Raw genomic sequence first — 20,365 nt, forward strand, 5'->3', positions numbered from 1 at the left:
GACGCTCAGATTATAGGGATAAGGAGATTGTTACATGAAAAGCAGAACGTCTGTAATGGTTAGTATTGTGCTGGCAATGCTAGTGGCTTCGCTTGATTCAACGATTATGAATACGACGATGCCCGTTATTGCAAAAGAGCTTGGAAGATTTGATTTGTACGCGTGGTCGTTTGCTTCGTACATGATTGCAAGTACGATTTTATCTCCAGTAGCGGGAAGATTATCGGATTTATTTGGCCGCAAAAAAGTATTTGGGTTTGGAATTATTGCTTTTTTAATTGGTTCGATGCTTTGCGGCGTGGCGAATACGATGATTCAGCTTGTTCTTTTTCGTGCGGTCCAAGGAATAGGAGCCGGTTTTATGGTGGCGTTTCCCGCTATTATTGCCGGAGACTTATTTCCAGTTGAGAAACGAGGGAAAATTCAGGCGCTGTTTACAACGATGTGGGGATTATCAGCTGTGTTGGCTCCGCTTTTAGGCGCTTTTTTTGTGGATTATTTAACGTGGAGATGGATTTTCTTTATTAATTTACCGGTATGTATCGTCTCATTTCTAGCGTTAATGCCGTATCAGGAAAGCTATGAGCCGAAAAGAGCAAAAGTCGATTACATCGGTGCTATCTTGTTTGGAGCTGGCGTTACGTCACTGCTGCTTGTGACGGTAGTGGAACAAAACCGAGTTGTGTATGCAGTAGCGGGACTTATTTTATTAGTGATTTTTTATCTCCATGAACGAAAACATGCTTCTCCGATTGTACCGCTGTCTATGTTTCAAAACAAAACGCTGTCATGGATTAATATCAATGCGTTTATTGGAACGGTAGCTTTATTCGGAACGTCAAGCTACATTCCGTTATTTTTACAGCGAGTAGCGCATTTGTCACTGTTTATGAGCGGAGTTGCGCTGTTAGGAACAGCGGTCGGATGGATGTCTGTGTCCGTACCTGCAGGTAAATGGATTTTAAAACATGGCTACAGAAAGCTGTTGTTAATCGGGAATGTGCTGCTCGTTGGCTCAGGAACACTTCTGCTGATGCTAAATGAAAGCCACGGTTTCTTCTACGTGTTTTGCGTCATGATTGTACAAGGGCTATCGTTTGGTCTGCTGTCTACGGTTGGCGTCATTGGTGTACAGCAATTAGTAGGAGGACATGAAAGAGGTATTTCAACGTCATTTTTTATGTTTTGCAGAAACATGGGAACAGCCATCGGCGTTACGATTATGGGTGCGTTGCTGACTTCAGGCGGAAGCTTTATGGCAGGCATTCATCACTTGTTTTTATTTGGCTTTGCCGGAAGTATCGTGGCTTTATTAACGTCGTTAAAGATTCAAAACGATACGGAAACAAAGCACAGTCGAGCTGCTAGTTAAGGGAATTTATGCTAAATATGTTTATTTCATAAAAAAACGGGAAAAAACCAAATAAGGTCATAGAATTGCCTGAGAAATCGTAGGCATATTCTTCTTCTTCTTTCACTTACTACATGTGGGACGCCGGGTATCGGCGTCTTTTTTTTGTGCTGTAAAGAGACTGATTATCTAAGCAAAAGCATATACATAAACGATTTTGTTCAAATAATGGGACTTTTTACAAAAATAAGTCTTTAAATGGCAAAAAACATTAGGTATAATTTAGTAGTCATTTAGCATATTTTAGAAATGTTTGGCTAAGTTTGTACGAAAAAGTGAAAGGGGATATTTCATGTCTTGGCTCACCAAATGGTCGTTCAAAAATAAAGCGGCTATTACCATTATGTCTATTTTAATTTTAGCTTTAGGAGTCATTAGTTATTTTACACTTCCGATGGAGTTCCTGCCGACCGCTGATCAGCCTCAAGTATCAGTAGTGGTTATGGGGCAAGGAACGGATGCGGATTCTATGGAAAAACAAGTGACGTCACCGATTGAAGAAGCGGTAGCCGGTGTTAAAGGAAAAAGCAACGTGTATTCAACGACGGGAGACGGCTATTCCAAAATCGATCTTTCATTTGAATCCAAAACGGATATGAAAGAAGCAAGAACAAACGTCCAAGAAGCGCTGTCTTCGGTGCAGCTTCCAGCCAGCGTATCAAAGCCTAATGTTATTCAATTAAATACCTCTATGATTCCCATCGCAGATATTTCACTCACATTTAAAGAAGGATTAACAAGAGACAATCTGGATCTTGCAGAGAAAAAACTCATCCCTAAATATAAAGACATTAAAGGCATTGCCAGTGTTCAAACATATGGAACAGCGGATTCCTACGTGTCTATTAAAGTGGACAATAAAAAATTGTCACAAAAGAACGTAACTATTGATAAAGTCATCAGCGTGTTAGAAGGAAAAAATACGTCGCTTGCAGTTGGAGAAAAAGTCATTAATAACAAGTCGAGCAACATCAATGTAACAGGTAAAATTGACAGCTTGGACAAAGTAAAAAAGCTGCCGGTTGCACAGAATGTAACGCTAGGCGACCTTGCAAAAGTAGAGGTCAAAAAGCCTGAAGGCGTCGTGACGCATATTAACGGAAAAGATGCACTTTTACTTATTGTGACAAAAGACAGTCACTCAAATGCCGTTAGCATTACAAAAGAAGTAAAAAAACTGTCTCAGCAAATTAACAAAGACTATAACAATGTGAATGCTTCTGTATTTTTTGCAACAGGGGACAGCGTACAAAATTCTGTTCATTCCATGATGAAAGAAGTGTTGCTAGGCGCACTTTTTGCGACTATTGTCATCATGCTGTTTTTACGCAGCGTTCGCTCTACGTTTATCACAATTGTATCCATTCCTTTATCACTTTGCTTTACGCTTTTCCTATTATCTAAATCAGGCGTTACGCTCAATATTTTAACGCTTGGAGGAGTAGCGGTAGCGATTGGGAGATTGGTAGATGATAGTATCGTTGTTATTGAAAACATCTTCCGGAAAATGCAAAAAGAAAAGTTTTCGCTTGGACTGATTATTGATGCGACAAAAGAAGTAGGCTCTGCTATTACCGCTTCTACGCTAACGACAGTAGCCGTCTTTTTACCAATCGGCCTTGTAAACGGAGGGCTTCAGGACTTTATGCTTCCATTTGCTCTAACGCTGACGTATTCACTGCTGTCTTCACTAATTGTGGCACTTACGGTTGTACCGGTAATGAGTGCGGGATTATTAAAAAATGAAAAAATTCGCAAGCACAAGCAGCCGGTTCGTTTTACAAAGGTCATTACGTGGTCGCTTAATCATAAATGGGTTGTGCTGCTGCTTTCGCTGCTTTTATTTGTCGGATCTATTGGCGCGTACACGATGATGCCTAAAGGAGCGGTTGATAACTCTTCATCTGACTTTGTAGGCACAACGTTAAGCTATCCAAATAACACGCCAATTAAAACCGTAGAAGAAAAATCACTGCAGCTTGAACGCTATATTTTAGCTCAAAAAGAAGTAAAAGAAGTATACATGCAGCTTGGTAATACGGACGAAGGAGCCAAGTGGGGAGACGTTGGTTCACCTACTGAAGCTACGTATACGATTACCGTAAAAGACAGTGGAAACACGGATTCCCTAATGAAACGAATCCAAAATCAAAAGAAGCTCTATGACGGAGGAGATCTTAGCGTAAGTGCTGCTTCACTAATGGGAGCGTCTACTACTTCCATTACCGTTGATGTAATTGGAAATGACATGAACAAGTTAGAAAAGACGGCAAACAGCATTAAGAAAGAAATCAGCAATATAAAAGGAGTAGACAAAGTTTCTACGAACCAAGACGAAAAGAAAACGATTTACTCTTTAAACGTAGATCCAACAAAAGCGAATACGCAGCAAGTAGCACAGCAGCTTGGCGTTATGCTGAACAAAACGCCGATTGGAGCGATAGATTTAGAAGGCAAGCAAGCAAACGTACTTCTTGAATCTGTCCTAAATCCCACATCACCAAAAGAGTTAAAAGATATTTCCATTATGACAGAGACAGGACCGTCGCCTGTTTCAAAAGTAGCTTCGCTAACGCAAGCTGAAAAGCCAACAAATCAGTTTCATAAAAATGGAGACCCGTATATTCAAGTAACAGCGGATGTCAATCCAGAAAATCTTTCAGAGATTAATAAAAACATCCAAACAGCGATTTTTGGAGACGGTAAGAATAAAGGACTGTCGATTTCAAAAGATGTTGACGTTGTAATCGGAGGAGCAAGCACGCAGCAAGGAGAAGACTTCTCTGACTTGTTCATTACAATGCTCGTGTCGATTGGTATTGTGTTCTTAATTATGGTGATCACGTTTAAAACGATCCGCACGCCGTTTGCCATTTTATTTTCACTTCCGCTTGCTGCAATCGGTGCCGTTTTAGGATTATTAATCAGCCGTATTCCAGTAGACGTAACGGCTCTACTGGGAGCACTGATGCTGATTGGTATTGTTGTAACCAACGCCATTGTACTATTAGACCGCGTGAAGCAAAATGAAAAGAAAATGATTATGCGAGATGCGATTGTCGAAGCAGCCGCTACGCGTATGCGTCCAATTGTCATGACGTCTGCTGCTACGATTTGTGCGATGCTGCCGCTTTTATTTAAACAAAGCGAAAGCGGAAGCCTCGTTTCTCAAAGTCTAGCAGTCGTTGTAATCGGAGGATTGGCCGTTGCGACTCTTCTTACGCTCGTAGTTATTCCGGTTGTATATGAACTGCTTCATTTCAGAAAATCGAAAAAACAGAGAATACAGCAAAAACAGCAGGAAGACGTAGCGCCGCTATAATGTTTAAAAAAGGCTAGGACACAAGTATTTTAGTTGAAGAAAAATCCGAACGATGAATTGAGATTCTTGAGAGAGAATCCGACTCGTTCGGATTTTTTTATTGGTAAAGTGAACGTAGGTTTCATGTCTCTAGTTGCTTTTAGTTGGTGATTGGAGGGCAAGACGAAGACTCCTGCGGGAAAAGCGGAACAGGTGAGACCCCGCAGGAGCACAAGCGACGAGGAGGCTCATCGTCCGCCCGCGGAAAGCGAAGTCTTGCATGGAAATCACCAGCGGTGTCACAAGCGGCTCAGCTCATTCTCTCATTTGTTTGTCTTTAGCTGGAATTGATTTGGGTACGTTCCAGCCTCTTTTTTATGAAACTTTTTGACTAGTCAAACGTATAGTTAGATAAAGAAATGGAGGGATAGTATGTTTGAAATAAAAGAGCGATGTTCTGTTTGTCAAAAAGAAATTCAGCCGAATGAAGAAGTATGGATGCGGAGGAAGTATCCGAGTAAAAGAGGCATGACCGAAATTAAAGCTTTTCTACATCAAGAAGCGCAGTTTGTATGCATGGACTGCTTTGAAAAAACAGAAAAATGAGTCAAAGGTGTTTCCTTTTCAAGATATTGACATATTATACTTTATAGTTTAATATTTAGATAATTATCTAAATACTTAAATGTGATGGAGATGAACTTCAATTGAATGAAACGTTTAAAGCTTTAGCGGATCCCACTCGCAGAAAGATTTTAGAGCTGCTAAAAGAGCGGGATTTAACCGCAGGAGAAATTTCCGAGTATTTTAATATGACCAAACCAAGCATCTCAAATCATTTAAAAATCTTGAAGCAAGCGGACCTCGTTCAAGATGAAAAAAGAGGGCAGTTTGTGATTTATTCGTTAAATACAACCGTTTTTCAAGATTTAATCGGCTGGTTTTTCAGCTTTCAGAAAGGAGAGAGTTAAATGAAAAAACACGTATTTCCTTTAAGCATTACTCTTTTAACACTGGTTGCTTGGCTGATTGCACTGCCGCATCTTCCAGCTACGATGCCCATTCACTGGGGAGCAAATGGAGAAGCAGACGGATTTGCAACGAAGATCAATGCAATGATCTTAACAATAGGCATCATGGTACTTATTTATTTTATCATCGCATTTGTTCCGCGAATTGACCCGCGTAAAGAAAATTATAAGTACTTTTCAAAAACGTATAACATCGTGTTAAACGCCGTACTGCTATTATTCTTTTTTGTAAATATGAGCACTATTTTACAGGGGCTGGGCTATAACGTGCCGATGTCGTACATTGCTCCGATTATGGCTGGACTCGTTTTTATCATTATCGGAAACTACTTGCAGCGCGTGCGCTCTAACTACTTTATGGGGATTCGTACACCGTGGACATTGAGCAATGAAAACGTATGGAAAAAGACGCATCGTTTATCTGGAAAGATCTTTTTTATCGGCGGCCTGTTGATTCTTATTAGCGCTTTTTTACCTAATGGATACAAGTCATTTATCATGTGGGGTAGTATCGTTCTGTGCGTGGCGGTTCCTTATCTGTATTCGTACGTGGCGTATAAAAAAGAAATGAATATGTAAGCATACAAAAAAATCCGGTGAACATACCGGATTTTTTTATGGATAATATATCAGCCGTAACGCCACCGTTCGTGTCACGCCGGCTGATGGGAATAAATACAGCATAAAGTATGAAACGCGTTTCAGGTCAAGAGCTGCTATGAAAAAACTTACATTTGCTTACGATCGCTTGCTTCAGGCGGCTTTTCAATCCAGCCGTTTTTAATCATCACTTCGCTGCAGCGCCCGGCTACTTTTAAGTCTCGTAAAATACATGCTTCACAGTGCCCGACAATATCAAGCCTCATGCTGGTAGTCATTGCCGTTGCGTAATAGGTAATGGCTACTTTAAACATTGCGCCTGCGTGAAACGTCATCAGCTTTTCTGAAAAAGGCGCGTGCGTAGACGTTGTGATTTCATTATCCAAAAGCGGAGGAGTATGAAGGTTTTCTTCGTGCATAATGGAAGAATAAAGCTCAATATGCTTGTGTGCTACATCAAGCCCTGCCTCCATTACTTTCCGTACATCTTTTCGTTTGGTCACTTGTTTAAACGCAATTAAAAGCGCTTTGGTTGCCATGCTTTTGCGTAAATTAAAATAAATATTTCCAGCTTCATTTGCGTTTAAAAGACGCTGCTTCCCTACAAAATCAAGAGCGTAAGTCAACTCTGTAATCGACTCTTGCTTTTTCGGGGTTAAAAAATAAGGAGCTGGCACATAAAGATTTTTCGCTAAAAGCAGGTCGAGCGATCGATTGTAGATTTCCATGGCATCTAAATTGCACTGATGATAATAATCTCGAAGATCTCGGCGAACTGACACGCTAAATGAAATGCCGTACCCTGACAAGCCGTGAATGGTCATGTCGTGAAGATACTTCAGCCAAAAAGAGTCTGTAAAAAGCGGAGGTGCGTGCAAGTCCACATCTTCATCTGTAAATCCTTTCGGCAGCGGAAAATGTTCAGCATGAAAAATGGCAGTCAGCAGCTCAATATGCTTTTTCGATAACTCCAGAGAAAAGGCAAACAGCGCCCGAATCTCGTCGTCTGTTACGGTTGCAAGAACGTGTTTTGCTACACAAACCGCCAGCGTATCCTGCTGATACTGCGCGCATAGACTCGTTATTTCAGGCGAAGTCAAACGCTTGCTTTCTGCGTTCAATTGGCTTTCCTCCTATCTATAAAAATGGTACGTATTTATAAAAAACAGATAAGTATAGTGTGAACAAGATTGTGTTAAATTATTCCATTGATGAATTGGGATCAAAATAGAAAAAAGACCTGCTCGGTAAAGAGCAGATCTTTATGTATTGGTTTATTTTTTATTCATTGCTTTTTCAATTTCAGGATAGGTAATGCCGTATTTTTTAGAGACGGTAACTAAACCGATAATTTCTTCCTCAGTAGGTGGTCCCACTTGCGGCAGAGGAGCATTTTGTGGAACGGAAGTACCGAGTTCTTTAACGAATGAATCAAAGCCTGCAGGAGAAGCAGTAAGGATGAATTCCGTTTCTTCTGGTCCGGTCACAAAGCGGTGCTGAATACCTTTAGGAGCAAAAACATAATCGCCCGCTTTTGCTTCAATTATTTCTTCTCCTACGTAAAAAATCATGGAGCCGCGCTTTACATAAAACGTTTCATCTTCATGTTCGTGAAGGTGAAGCGGGGGACCTTGGTTTGCTGGTTTCACTACGTGTGCCACGGCGTAAGCTCCGTTTGTGTCTTCACCTGATACAAGAAGCGTTACTTTTTCATCAAGAAAATGAAATGTGTTTTGATCGTGCGGCGTACGGTGAAAAGCGTTTGTTAGCTGATTATGAGTTGTTGTCATCCTTTTATCTCCTTAAAAAACATATTTTGAGATTATTGTATACTAATATGAACGTTTTGTGTGCAAAACAATAGCCAAAAAGGATTATTTATTTACATTTATTATCTTTTTTGTAGTTCTAATGTTATTGATTATGGATTTTCCATAAAATTCCCTTTATCTATTTTCCAAAACTACCCAATATGCTAACATAAATATAGAATTCCTAAATGGACAAGTGATGTATCAGATGTAAAAGGAGAGTTTTGATGAAGTTGTTTAAAGATGCTTCTAAGCAGGAGCATCAAAATTGGAATAAAGCTGTGTCGGTAGGTTTTTATATTCTTTTATTGCTGCTGTTTGTGAACACAATAATGTATGCCTATAATGGTGCCGAGTTAGTGTCGTCATCTTCTATGTTTTGGACAGGGATCATTGTGACGTTTGGCTATCAGTTCATTTTAAATAGAAGAAGTGTAAGCAAAAGAACATGAAAAAACAGCCCTGGTACCGTTCAGAAAAGTTTCTGCTGCTGCTGTGTTTTTTTGCGCCACCCATTGGTTATGTGGCGGTAATCGTGAATAAGAAAAAGCTAAGCCGAGAACAGTGGCTGAGTAACTTAACGGTAGCGACTATTATCATGTCCATATGGCTGCTGAAGTTTTTACCGCATCAGTGGGGCCTCATTATTTTGCTAACGGGAGTCGGAATCTATTGGTATCACCGGATTTTGAAGAAGTTTAAAAAGTAGCAGCATCGATAAAGAAAGTTAAAATTTACGCATTGATATTTTGACAGAAGCAGTTAAAATATTATAAGAATACAAATTTGCCCTATCCATGTAAATAAAAGTATTTATTTAATATGTTTTATACTAGCTATGAATAGAGCCAACCAAAGCGGTTGGTTTTTTGCATGAGTTCATTCTTTTTTTGTGGAAATTGAAGTATAGTATCCGATGTAAAGCTAGAGCATATAGGCAGGTTTTAAAACTGTCGGATCAGTTCTTTAAACAGGAGGCCATCACTAGTGTCGATAAAGAAAAAGTTGTCCGTATTCTTTACTTTGCTGGTATTGTGTATTCTACTAGCGAATAACACCTTGCACTACATTCGATCAAAAAATAGATTAACAGAATTTAACCAAAGGGAAATCACGCTGGTCACAGAAGAAATTGCGTACGAAGTCGAAAATTCCAAAAATAGTGCTTCCTATATGGAAGATCGAATGGGACAAGAATTACGAACGGCTTCAATTGCGATTCAACAGTCTTTGCCTGCTGATTATCATGACATCAGCAACGACCAGTTAAAACAACTGGCTAAAAAACTGATGGTATCTCATATTACATTATTAGCACCCGTAGCAGGTGATATTATAGGGGTAAAATCTTCTGACCCTAAGGAAATCAATATGTCTACAAAAGAGTGGGGCTATTGGTATACATCTTTTCAGCAGCTGCTTTCTCAGCAGCCGGTCACGACAACAAAAGGACTGACTTTACCTCACTATTGGAGCGGGCCGATTGAGGTAGCTTCTAGCAACCCTAATCACATTGACAAATGGGGCTATTATTACGACGGGTCTACTAATTATATTATTGATCCTTATTTCCGGGATCAGCACGTCCTCGATTTTGAAAAAAAGTTTGGCCCTACGAACGTGATGGACCGTTTTACGGAAAATCTTGAAGGCGTTCTTGAACTAACGGCTTTTAACCCGAAAAATTTCGGAAAAAGAAATCAAAACGTATATTTAAACGGTAATAAATATATTAGAATAAAAGATCAGCCAATTTGGTACGGTACCTACACGTATCGAAATACCGAACGTGATAAAAAGTCTATTCAAAAGGCCTTAAAAACGGGGAAATCACAAAGCTATACTGCTGAAATCAACCATAAAAAAGTATTAAAAACATTGGTACCGATTAAAGAAAAAAACTCTCCAGCTTACGTGATAGGCGTAGTGTATGACTACGGGCTTATTGAAAAAGAGCTGAAGCAAGAATTAATCAAACATTTACTGCTGTCTCTTCCGTTTATCTTTATTGTCCTTATTATCAGCTTTGTCTTCTCTACATCCATTACGCGGCCGATTAAACATATTATGGAACACGTAAATCAAATCGCCAAAGGCAATTTTGGCAAGGTGCTGAATGTAAGAAGAAAAGATGAGCTGGGAGGACTTGTAGCAAACATCAACCACCTTTCTCACTTTTTAAAAACATATGTGGACGATTTAAAGAAAAGTCAGGAAGAAAGTGAGTACCATGCCTACCACGACTTTTTGACAGGGTTGCCAAACAGAAGATATTTTAAAGAAGAATTAAACAGGCGCTTAATTGAGTCGAAGGAAAAGTCCATTCGTCACGTAGCCGTGTTATTTATGGATATAGACCGGTTTAAAGATATTAATGATACGCTAGGGCATTCAAAAGGAGATCAGCTTATACAGCTGATAGCCAACCGTATTAAAGAATGTCTGCCTCCTGCTAACAGCTTTCTTACAAGGCAAGGAGGAGACGAGTTTGTCATTTTATTCAGTGATTTTACACCGGAAGAAGTTAAATGTATCACTGAGAAGATCATTGCGTATGTTCAACAGCCCTGCTACATTGACAATGATGAAGTTTTCGTCAGTATCAGCAGCGGGTTAAGCTTTTATCCGGAGCACTCTACGAATTTGGACACGCTTATTACGTATGCAGATGTCGCCATGTATGCTTCAAAAAGACAAGGCGCCAGCAAAGTAAGTATTTATCATGATTCGTTAAATCAAAAACAAGCTGAGAAAGTTCACATCGAAACGCGCTTGCGAAAAGCAATTCAAAAAGGTGACATTGACGTTTACTATCAGCCGAAAATAGAAGCGCATCGCAATGTAATCACCGGAGTAGAAGCATTAGTTCGCTGGAATGACGCAGAGCTTGGATTTGTTTCTCCGGAAGTATTTATCCCTATAGCAGAAGAAGCTGGTTTGATTCAGTCTCTATGGGAAGTTGTCATGAGAAAAGCTTGTTCTCAAGTCAGCAAATGGAACAAGGAACGAAACGAAAAAATGACGCTAGCAGTTAACTTTTCTCCGCGGCAGTTTCAAGATCCAGTTGTGTTGGTTAATGAAATACAGCACTTTCTTTCGCTCCATAGATTTGATCCCACATGGTTTGAAATGGAAATTACGGAAAGTACATTGCTGATGAACGCGGAAGAAACGATTAAAGCTTTACATCTGCTAAAGAAATATGGTATATCAATTTCTATCGATGATTTTGGAACCGGATATTCTTCATTGAGCTATTTAAAAAAATTACCAATCGATTGTTTGAAAATCGACCGGTCTTTTATCCAGGATATTCAAGAAGATTACAGCAATAGTGAAATTGCGCAGGCGATTATCAGCTTATCTCAAAGCTTAAAGCTGCAGGTAATCGCAGAAGGTGTGGAAGAAGAATATCAAAAAGCGTTTTTAATGGAAAATGGCTGTGATCATATGCAGGGATACTTGTTTAGCAAGCCTCTTGCTGCGGAAGATTTTGAAGCAGCGTTTTTAAATAGCTGAAACAAAACCATCATTTGAAAATAAACTTACTAAGAAAAGGGAAGAGGACATAAAGAGATGGCACTTAGTACACAAAATTTAATTGCTCAAAAATTTTTAGAAACACTAGGCACAAATTCAACTGAAATAGATAAAAAAATCGGTCAAGCTGACACATTTATGAATGCGGTGAAAGAACTGATTGATTTATGCGGAGATAATCCGGAAAGAGACGGCCTTGAAGAGACGCCGTACCGCGTGTTAAAGGCGTTTTTAGAATACACGGAAGGCTACCGAGAAGACCCGAAAGCTCATTTGGAAAAAACATTTGATGTGAATCACAACGAACTGGTGTTAATACGAGACATTGAGTTTCATTCAATGTGTGAACATCATTTTGCGCCGTTCTTTGGCGTTGCGCACGTTGGGTATATACCGGATAAAAAAATCACAGGTCTATCTAAAATTGCTCGTACGGTAGAAGGATATGCAAAAAGATTTCAAGTTCAAGAACGTCTAACAAATGAAATTGCAGATGCAATCGAAGAAGTGTTAGAGCCAAAAGGAGTTATGGTGATTATTGAAGCGAAGCATATGTGCATGTGCGGAAGAGGAATCAAAAAGTCCTCAGCTTCTACAGCCACTTCATCCGTTCGAGGAACATTTATGGAAAAACCAGAGGTTCGAGGAGAATTTTTATCTCTTTTACAGCGACAAATGTAAAGAAACACAAAGCCATATAAGCTGAGAAGCAGAAGCGAGGTGAGCTGTATGCAACATGTTGACGTACTGATTATTGGCGGAGGGCCCGCTGGCATCTCTGCTGCCGTGTGGTGTAAGAGGCTAGGCGTTGAGTGCTTGCTTCTTGAAGAGCAGGCACAGTTAGGCGGACAGCTGTTTAAGATTTATAATGAAATTATTGATTATCCCGGAATACAAGCGGAAAATGGAATCGAAATGCAGCGTAAAATGGTTCAGCATTTTATCGATATGGACTGCTTATATGAAGCGAATACAAAAGTAATTTCCATTGATGAACGTTCTAAAACAGTAAAAGTAAAGCAGCAAGAAACGGAAAAAGAAATTGGCTATACGTATCTTATTTTAGCAACGGGCTCTAGTCAGCGAAAGCTCGGAGTGCCGGGTGAGCAGCAAATGATTGACCGAGGAGAAGTATATTCTGCTTCAGCAGACGGAGAACGGTTAAAAGGTAAAAGGGTTGCTCTCATTGGCGGAGGAGACCGGGCGTTTGAAGGAGCACATCTTTTAGCATCAAAAGCAAAAGAAGTATATCTGATTCATCGTTCTACGCATTTTAAAGCAAGAGAGCAATACGTTGAAAAAGTTCTTTCCGACCCCGGTGTTAAAGTGATGACAGATACCGAAGTGACGGCTATCCACGGGAAAAATCACGTCACATCGATCGATTTAAAAAGTAAAAACAGTGAATGCGAGAATTTATTGGTAGACGCAGTGCTGATTAGACTAGGCATAGCGCCCAATGTTGAACTTATTAAAGAAAAAGTCACCACTACGCAAAGCGGGCTCATCGTCATCAATGAAGTGCATCAAAGTAGCAATCCAGCTATTTATGCCATTGGAGACGCCTGCACGACTCCCTTGTTTTCTAGTATCAGCTCTTCAGCCGGTCAAGGAGCGATTGTAGCTAAACAGTTATCGAGCATGTTCAATATCTAACGTTTTGCTAGATATATCTTACAAAGCCTTGGATATAAAAATAAAAAGCATCTATCTTTAGCGATAGATGCTTTTTAGCTTGCAATGTAAAATAAACATAAAAGAAACACGTTCACCGGCATACAAACGGTTTGAAAAAAAGCCATATAGCTTTGGGGGACGGATCCTCGCTTTTTGATGAGAATATATTCAATGATAAGATCAAAGAGGAGAATAATTAAAGAAAACATGACATAAAGCAATACGTTTTCTCGAAACATCCGTGTAAAAAGTGGGGAGAACAGAAGCAAAAAAGTAAGAATTTGAAACGAACCTCTAGAAAATAGACGAAGGTTTTTTCGTTGGTTGTTCATTCAGGGCCTCCTTTTACTAGGTAAATATATGTTTTATTTTACCAAATGTGTTTACGCTAATGAGCCCTTATTATATATTTGATTCGAAAGTTCCTCATTTGGTTAAATTAGGGTAAAATATATGTCGAATGTTACCAATAGTAGCTTATAAGAAGAAGTAAAGGGGTTTTTTATTTAATGATTTACAGAGACAAGGCAAACAAAGGAGGGAGAAAAGCGTCTTGCAAGATAAACGAGAGTTGAAGAAACAGTCAATTGACAAACAGATTATTAAGCATTTTGACGGTATGAATACACAGCTTCTAAAAGAATATAATGAGGGCATCTTTTTTATAGATTGTGTAGGAAACGTTATTTTTAGCAATAAAGCTGCGCTAAGACTGATAGGAAATGATTATAAAGAAAAAAGTCAGCAGTTAACAGAGTTTATACATGAGGCAAAGCAAGAAGAAGTGAGAATTTACTTTCAACGTGCATTAAAGGGAGAGAAAGTTCAATTTGGTACAACTATTTATCATAAGACAAACAATGAAATGCACTTATGTATTACTCTTCTGCCAAGTATCGTAGACGATCAAGTACTAGGTGTTTATGCAGTGTGCCGGGATTATTCAAAAGAGCAAGAGCAGTTTGCACAACTATCTAAGTTAGAAACTCATTTGAAAATGGAACAAAAGCTAGCAAACATAGGAAGCTGGTGTTATGACGTTATGGAAGATGAAAGTTATTGGTCTCATCAGCTTTATAAAATCTACGGAGTGAAGCATGACCAACGATTCGTTCCTTCCTTTAAAGAAGGCGCTCGTTTTATTCATCCACGTGATCGAAAAAGATTGGAGGATGCAGTTGGTCATTCATTAGCTACAGGAGAAAGTTATAAAATTGAATATACGATTATACGGCCAAATGGGGAAAAGCGCATGGTGTTCGAACAAGCAGATGCTGTAGTTGATGAGAAGAGAAAAGTAGTACAGCTGCTTGGCGTTGTGCATGACATCACGGAATCCAAGGTGATTACCAATGAATTAAAACAAAAAGAGCATCAGTTTCAAACTATTTACAATAACTTAGATGCAGGAATATGGTCAGTTGATGTGACACGCAACAAAGTGATTTTATGCTCAGATGCCGTATTGAACATCTACGGAGAGAACTCTGCAAAATTTCTTGAAAACAGGCATCTATGGGAAGCTTTTGTTTATCCAGAAGATAGGCCGACTACTACAAAAGAGTACATAAAACTAATGCAAGGAAAATCCATTCGTCCCCACTATCGAATTCAAACGAAAAAAGGAGAAATCAAGTGGGTGAGAGACCATTGTATCCCTACTTGTGATGAGCATGGTAACTTAATTCGTATTGATGGGATTATAGAAGATATAACGGAGGAAAAAAGGTATTTAGATAAAATTGAATATCTGGCTACTCATGACTACTTGACAAACCTGCCTAATCGAATAAAGTTTGAAAGAGAAGTGAAAAAGTCCATTAGTAAAATGAAAGAAAACGACGGTTCATTAGCTGTTTTTCATTTTGGATTAGATCGCTTTAAGCATATCAACGATACGTTAGGCCACGATATAGGTGATCAGTTATTAATGAACATAGCGAAACGCCTAAAAGAACGTTTGGAACCAACTGCCATATTAGCCAGAGTAGGTGAAGACGAATTTGCCGTTTGCTCCACATCGCTTGAACAAATTGGCGAGTGTAAAAAAATAGCTGCCATCCTGTTTAAAGAAATAGAAAAAGAAATCATGATTGACGATTTTTCGCTTTGCGTAACAGCAAGTATGGGGATCAGTATTTACCCGCATGACGGAGAAGATGCTAAAACGCTATATAAAAATGCAAATATTGCCATGCACCGCGCAAAAGAATTAGGGAGAAGCGATTGGCAGCTGTATTCTCCATTAATGGATAGCGCTGCATACAAAAGTTATCATTTAGAAAAAGGCTTAAGAAATGCACTTCTTCAAGACGAATTTTTTATTGAATATCAGCCAAAAGTTCATGCACAAAGCGGAGAGATTGATAGTTTAGAAGCGTTGATTCGCTGGAATCATCCAGAATGGGGCCGTGTATCGCCAGGAGACTTTATTCCTTTAGCGGAAGAAACCAATTTGATCATTGATCTTGGCGATTGGGTATTAGAACATGTTTGTAAGCAGCTGCAGCGATGGAAGAAACAAGGGAGAAAAGTGGTACCGGTTTCTGTGAATGTACCTTCCAAACGATTATTAAAACGGGATTTTGTGGAGTACGTAGAAAAGACGCTGGCAAAATACGAAATACAGCCTTCATTTATTGAATTTGAAATTACGGAAAGCTCCATCATTCAACATGAAGAACATGTAAAAAAAGTGATGGAAGAACTAAAAAAAATAGGGGTTACCTTCGCTTTAGATGATTTTGGCACCGGTTTTTCTTCTTTGTCAAACCTGAAAGATTTAGAGTTTAATGTACTGAAAATTGATAAAACCTTTATCCAGAACATCGGTGATAAAGGAAAGCATCAAGCGATTACAAAAAGTCTATTATACTTAGCACATGCACTTGACATGAAAGTCATCGCAGAAGGTGTAGAAACAACAGAACAGCTTGATTTCTTACTGCAGCATGACTGTCCGTTTATTCAAGGCTTTATTTTTAGTAAACCAGTTGGGAAAGAGAAAATAGAAGAGTATTTAAGAGTCAGATTTCTGTAAAACAAGAGTGATGCTTCTTCATAGAGGCATCACCCTTGTTGTTAAGCTTCGATTCGTTTTCGCAGCGTCCAAATCTGGTAAAACATATAAAGAGACTGATAGATGGTCAAATACGTCAGTAAGATCCAGCCGTTCATTAAGTACGGGTAAATAGCTTGCTGTACAGAAGGACTCGTTAAGTAGTCACGGAAATAAATACACAGGACAACAATCATGCCTGTAAACGCAAAGCCCGTTAAAATCCCTTGCCCTAATTTACTGCGCGTTTTCCCGTTTTCTGCGTTGTATTGATTCGCCCAGCCGTCTTTTTTATTAGCCGCAAGCCTTTCCATCCATACTTGACCAAACGTAATTAAATTCACCCATAAATAAATTTCCGGACTAATCAAAAGACCGGCCAGTATTACATCAATCGGCCTGTGCATCGGCGTTTTGACAGCGAGCATAATATTTAAGACAGAAGCTAAAGCAATTGGAATGACCCAAAGCCAAGACCAGTAAAATTGATCGGTCGCAAGCGCAGCCGATAACAATACAATAAACAGCAGGCGAATAAGTAAATCACACAGCGTTTTAACCTGTGAACGCCACAACTTTCCTTTATGCTTGGTTCTGACGTCCAAGTTTCCGTTTGTCAGTAAATCAACGGTTCCCGACTTCCATTTATTACGCTGTTCACGATACGTGTGATAGCTTCTCATTGAGTCCACGAAGCATCGAGCACCTGGACTGATTAACGTTTTCCAGTTGGACTTTTGCAGCTGCCACGTCAGCAACATATCTTCAACGTCGCTGTCATTTTGCCAAGGACCGTCAAGCTTATTTTCTTCTACTATATTTTGAAGCGCTTCAGGACGAAACAGCGTAGCCTGACCGCCGAGTACGTACGTGCTTCCGCCGTGGTACTGAAGATCCAACAGCCAGCTTGCCATATCCTGCTTTTGCTGATGGGTCCACCACCGGGCTATCGGTCCGCCGTACTCGCCGCTTGCAAGCTTTTCCTCGTAGTGCACATCATCTTTTGACAGCGAGCTTTTCTTTTTAGGCATTCTCATGGTATATTTGGCCATCACGCCGCCGATGTTTCGCGACGTCATTAAATCTTCCCATAAATTAATGAGTGCTTTCGGAGCTAAGCGGCTGTCTGCATCCATCCCTAAAATCGCTTTAATCGACTCTTTATACAGCTGCTGATATTTCGTCAGCGTCGTATTATATAAGTCCAGTGTATCTCCATATATCTTTTTCCAAGCCGTATTTAACGCGCCGACTTTTCGTTGTTTATTGCCTTCAGTCACTAGTACTTTTACATTTAAATCAAATTCATCTCCGGCCAGCTCCGCTTTTTCTTTTGTGCGGTCCGTACAGTTATCTGCAATTACAAATACATCAAGCTCCACATTATTCGGAAGAAGCTGATCGCCTAACCCCGCCAAGCAGTCGCGAATTGATTTCTCTTCATTGTGCGCCGGAATAAAAGCCACAATGCGCGGCCTCATATACGAAGCTCCAATACTTCCAGTAACAACACGCTGATTGTTCATGTTTTCCTTTACCCCCTGATGTATCAGGAAACCCAGCCATCCTAGTCCTAAAGACCTTAGACCTGAGGTTTTGCGTCCCAGCCTTTCGACTGGTTTGCCTTTAACTGAACAAGTTAACTTCACTACTCTTTGTTTTCTTTAAAGAACGAAATACCTAAAATGATACTATATAACGAATATCTTTTTTAGATTTTACCATAAAAATAGGTTGAATTACCCTAAAAATGTTCGACAAATTTCGATAGAAGTAAATTAAAAAATACAGATAGGGGCTTATATTGGTTATGTATATAGTCTCGTTTATGTAAGTTAAAAGTTGGAGAGAAGAAGCGATGAAAATAAGAAAGGTGATGGTTGATTTCTGACTCTATATAATCTTGCAGATAGGCTACTTGCTAATGACCAGAGCTTAAATCCGGTTTGGGCAGAATTGTACAATAGAAAACGAATGGGGAAGGTTTTTAAAAGAAACGTAAAAAACCTCTCTAATAAACTTAAATTGATTAGAGAGGTTTTAATAATTATATTTTGTATTTATTTTTTTACCTGTACATTTGTACGTTTCCCGTTCTTTAATACAATTGTATAAATATCATGCGTAGGGGTACTTTTAACCGTATAATTCTTTATCCCGTTTGTGGTATCTGTGTTAATGATAAACTTATAGTCAGCATTTTTTTGATTATTATTCGTAAACTGAAGCTGAGTAATTGGCAGTTTTTTATTAAACTCTAAAGATTGCCATCCAGCAATAGGGGAAGAAGAGCCTTTATAATTTTTGATAGTGTTCATTTTCGTGAGTTGAATTAATTCAATTTGTTTTTTATCAAGCTTACTAGTCAGAGTGAACACTCTGGCTGCAGATTTTTTTACATCTACATCTTTTCCAATATTAAATGTATCGGTGTATGTATGGTTTTTATTTGATTCCATTACATCACGCACAATAATACTGTTGGTGCTTTTTAAATAAATAAGCGTTCTTTTTACTTTTACTCCTTTATACAGTTCATGGCTGCCGGTAACGTAGCTGTACGCTTTACTTATTTCAGACGTATTAATTTTAGATTTATTTACTTGATCTTTTGTTATAGGAAAAGACTTTTTGTCTACAGTTACCGTATTATGTGCCAAGGAACTCTTAACATATTCTCGGTAAGGGTCTGTATAGCTGTAATTGTACTTTCCTGAATCCACAAAGAAATTTGTTTTTCCATAGCTTAAAAGAAAAGATAAATCATCTGCATGTTTATGAGTAGTAGAGTGAAAGGCAGATGTAAATAAAAGATATAAAGGTGTTTCTTTGCTCCAATCATTTTTAAAAACAGCAGTGCCGCCATCTGTATATACAATATCTTTGTCAGGTTTTTTTCCTTGTTTGCCTTTTGTAACAACATATAGAAGTTTATCACTTGTAAGAGCCTTAGGGCTTAAAGAATAAAGGTCATAAGGTTCGGAATCTCCCAAATTTGGTAACTGTCCAGATGGATCCCCAAGGTATGCTAAATAATCCTCCATTTTCGAAATACCGCTTGTGAGTCTAGGTTCTTTCACATTAAATTGTTTAATAAAACCATTGATATTTTTAAATAAATTAAGGACAAGCAGGTGGTAAGCAGGACTATGCTCTTTGTGAACCCCGCTTTTTGTTACATCCTCTTCTACATGTACAAGCAAGCGATCCATACCTTTTTTATACCATTGCTGACTGTGAGACATGTTTGGAAATAGTAACGCTAATTCAATTAAAGAGCGATCTTGAAAGATGCCGTGGTTACTGCCAAACGAATAATTTTTGTCGTCCATTAAAAAATCGCCGTGCTTTTCTAACATTTTTAATACCTTATTTTCAAAACTTTTATTATAAATAGAAGAACCTTTATATTGGTCCAAAAATTGCGCCATATTAACTACTCGGTTTGCTGTACTGTGATCTCTCCATGCAAAGCGGCTCGCTTGCTTTTGAGGAGAAGGGTTGGCATTCATCCAACTTTCTATGTACCACTGTGCTTTTTCTAAGTATTTTTGAGAATGAGTCTGTTCATAGGCAGTCGTCAAGTAGCCGACCATATCGAGGCTTTGAAAATAAAAAGACCAGGTGTCATCTTTATAAGGATTTTCTTTCCATGTTAACTTCCCATTAAATTTATAAGGAGCCCAGTTGCTATTAACGTAAAGCTCATTGTTTAGCAGTTTATTTGCAATACCTACAGTTTGAGAGTTTGAACTAACTCGTTTAAACAAATTAACCTTTTTAACCGACGGTGTTTCAGCAGATGAACTTTTAGCATTTGACGCTGCATAAGCAGGGCTCACTGAAGCCGACATAGATACAAGTAAAGAAGCAGCCACAGAATATGTAATCACCGAACTTTTCCAATTTCTTTTCATATAATTCTCCTTTTAATTA

The 20,365-nt window shown here is 38.9% G+C and carries 16 protein-coding genes and 1 riboswitch; of the genes, 12 read left to right on the plus strand and 4 right to left on the minus strand.

Annotation, left to right across the window (positions count from 1 at the left end):
• Positions 1-34: 34 nt before the first annotated feature.
• From AC2YJL_RS20595 to AC2YJL_RS20620, 6 genes are all read left to right on the plus strand, one after another.
• The gene (locus AC2YJL_RS20595) at positions 35-1,372 is read left to right on the plus strand and encodes an MFS transporter (RefSeq protein ID WP_230931942.1); all 1,338 of its coding nucleotides are present in this window, start codon (positions 35-37) and stop codon (positions 1,370-1,372) included.
• Positions 1,373-1,703: 331 nt separating this feature from the next.
• On the plus strand, positions 1,704-4,733 hold the full coding sequence (locus AC2YJL_RS20600; protein WP_487374920.1) for an efflux RND transporter permease subunit: 3,030 nt from the start codon (positions 1,704-1,706) through the stop codon (positions 4,731-4,733).
• A gap of 146 nt (positions 4,734-4,879) precedes the next feature.
• Positions 4,880-5,053, plus strand: coding sequence for a hypothetical protein (locus AC2YJL_RS20605; RefSeq protein WP_367040951.1), 174 nt, complete (start codon positions 4,880-4,882; stop codon positions 5,051-5,053).
• A gap of 91 nt (positions 5,054-5,144) precedes the next feature.
• Complete coding sequence (locus AC2YJL_RS20610; RefSeq protein ID WP_487374921.1) at positions 5,145-5,318, plus strand: Fe3+ hydroxamate ABC transporter substrate-binding protein; 174 nt, start codon at positions 5,145-5,147, stop codon at positions 5,316-5,318.
• A gap of 101 nt (positions 5,319-5,419) precedes the next feature.
• Positions 5,420-5,683, plus strand: coding sequence for an autorepressor SdpR family transcription factor (locus AC2YJL_RS20615; RefSeq protein ID WP_013082079.1), 264 nt, complete (start codon positions 5,420-5,422; stop codon positions 5,681-5,683).
• The gene (locus tag AC2YJL_RS20620; protein WP_487374922.1) at positions 5,684-6,322 is read left to right on the plus strand and encodes an SdpI family protein; all 639 of its coding nucleotides are present in this window, start codon (positions 5,684-5,686) and stop codon (positions 6,320-6,322) included. It begins immediately after the preceding gene.
• A gap of 149 nt (positions 6,323-6,471) precedes the next feature.
• On the opposite strand, the gene AC2YJL_RS20625 is transcribed toward AC2YJL_RS20620, so the two are convergent.
• Complete coding sequence (locus AC2YJL_RS20625; protein ID WP_487374923.1) at positions 6,472-7,464, minus strand: DUF3231 family protein; 993 nt, start codon at positions 7,462-7,464, stop codon at positions 6,472-6,474.
• 153 nt (positions 7,465-7,617) lie between these two features.
• On the minus strand, positions 7,618-8,133 hold the full coding sequence (locus AC2YJL_RS20630; protein ID WP_487374924.1) for a cupin domain-containing protein: 516 nt from the start codon (positions 8,131-8,133) through the stop codon (positions 7,618-7,620).
• A gap of 248 nt (positions 8,134-8,381) precedes the next feature.
• On the opposite strand from AC2YJL_RS20630, the gene AC2YJL_RS20635 reads away from it, so the two are divergent.
• The 6 genes from AC2YJL_RS20635 to AC2YJL_RS20660 all read left to right on the plus strand — a co-directional run bounded on the left by AC2YJL_RS20635 (position 8,382) and on the right by AC2YJL_RS20660 (position 16,411).
• Positions 8,382-8,606, plus strand: coding sequence for a hypothetical protein (locus tag AC2YJL_RS20635; protein WP_487374925.1), 225 nt, complete (start codon positions 8,382-8,384; stop codon positions 8,604-8,606).
• Positions 8,603-8,863 (plus strand): hypothetical protein, encoded by a 261-nt coding sequence (locus tag AC2YJL_RS20640; protein ID WP_487374926.1) that lies wholly within the window; start codon positions 8,603-8,605, stop codon positions 8,861-8,863. The genes AC2YJL_RS20635 and AC2YJL_RS20640 overlap by 4 nt, the downstream gene beginning before the upstream one ends.
• A gap of 278 nt (positions 8,864-9,141) precedes the next feature.
• Positions 9,142-11,673, plus strand: a complete 2,532-nt coding sequence (locus tag AC2YJL_RS20645) for an EAL domain-containing protein (RefSeq protein ID WP_487374927.1) — start codon at positions 9,142-9,144, stop codon at positions 11,671-11,673.
• 57 nt (positions 11,674-11,730) lie between these two features.
• Positions 11,731-12,375: a GTP cyclohydrolase I FolE gene (gene folE / locus AC2YJL_RS20650; RefSeq protein ID WP_013055793.1), complete on the plus strand. Its 645-nt coding sequence runs from the start codon at positions 11,731-11,733 to the stop codon at positions 12,373-12,375.
• Positions 12,376-12,423: 48 nt separating this feature from the next.
• Positions 12,424-13,350 (plus strand): NAD(P)/FAD-dependent oxidoreductase, encoded by a 927-nt coding sequence (locus tag AC2YJL_RS20655; RefSeq protein ID WP_487374928.1) that lies wholly within the window; start codon positions 12,424-12,426, stop codon positions 13,348-13,350.
• Positions 13,351-13,924: 574 nt separating this feature from the next.
• On the plus strand, positions 13,925-16,411 hold the full coding sequence (locus tag AC2YJL_RS20660) for a sensor domain-containing protein (protein WP_487374929.1): 2,487 nt from the start codon (positions 13,925-13,927) through the stop codon (positions 16,409-16,411).
• A gap of 41 nt (positions 16,412-16,452) precedes the next feature.
• On the opposite strand, the gene AC2YJL_RS20665 is transcribed toward AC2YJL_RS20660, so the two are convergent.
• Together AC2YJL_RS20665 and AC2YJL_RS20670 are read right to left on the minus strand one after the other, a co-directional pair.
• A complete protein-coding gene (locus tag AC2YJL_RS20665) occupies positions 16,453-17,955 on the minus strand; it encodes a glycosyltransferase family 2 protein (RefSeq protein ID WP_487374930.1) in 1,503 nt (500 codons plus the stop codon).
• Between the two features lie 23 nt (positions 17,956-17,978).
• A riboswitch (cyclic di-GMP riboswitch) is annotated at positions 17,979-18,064 on the minus strand.
• 425 nt (positions 18,065-18,489) lie between these two features.
• On the minus strand, positions 18,490-20,346 hold the full coding sequence (locus tag AC2YJL_RS20670) for a heparinase II/III family protein (RefSeq protein ID WP_487374931.1): 1,857 nt from the start codon (positions 20,344-20,346) through the stop codon (positions 18,490-18,492).
• Between the last annotated feature and the right edge of the window lie 19 nt (positions 20,347-20,365).

The sequence above is a fragment of the Priestia sp. SRI_019 genome, assembly GCF_057586255.1.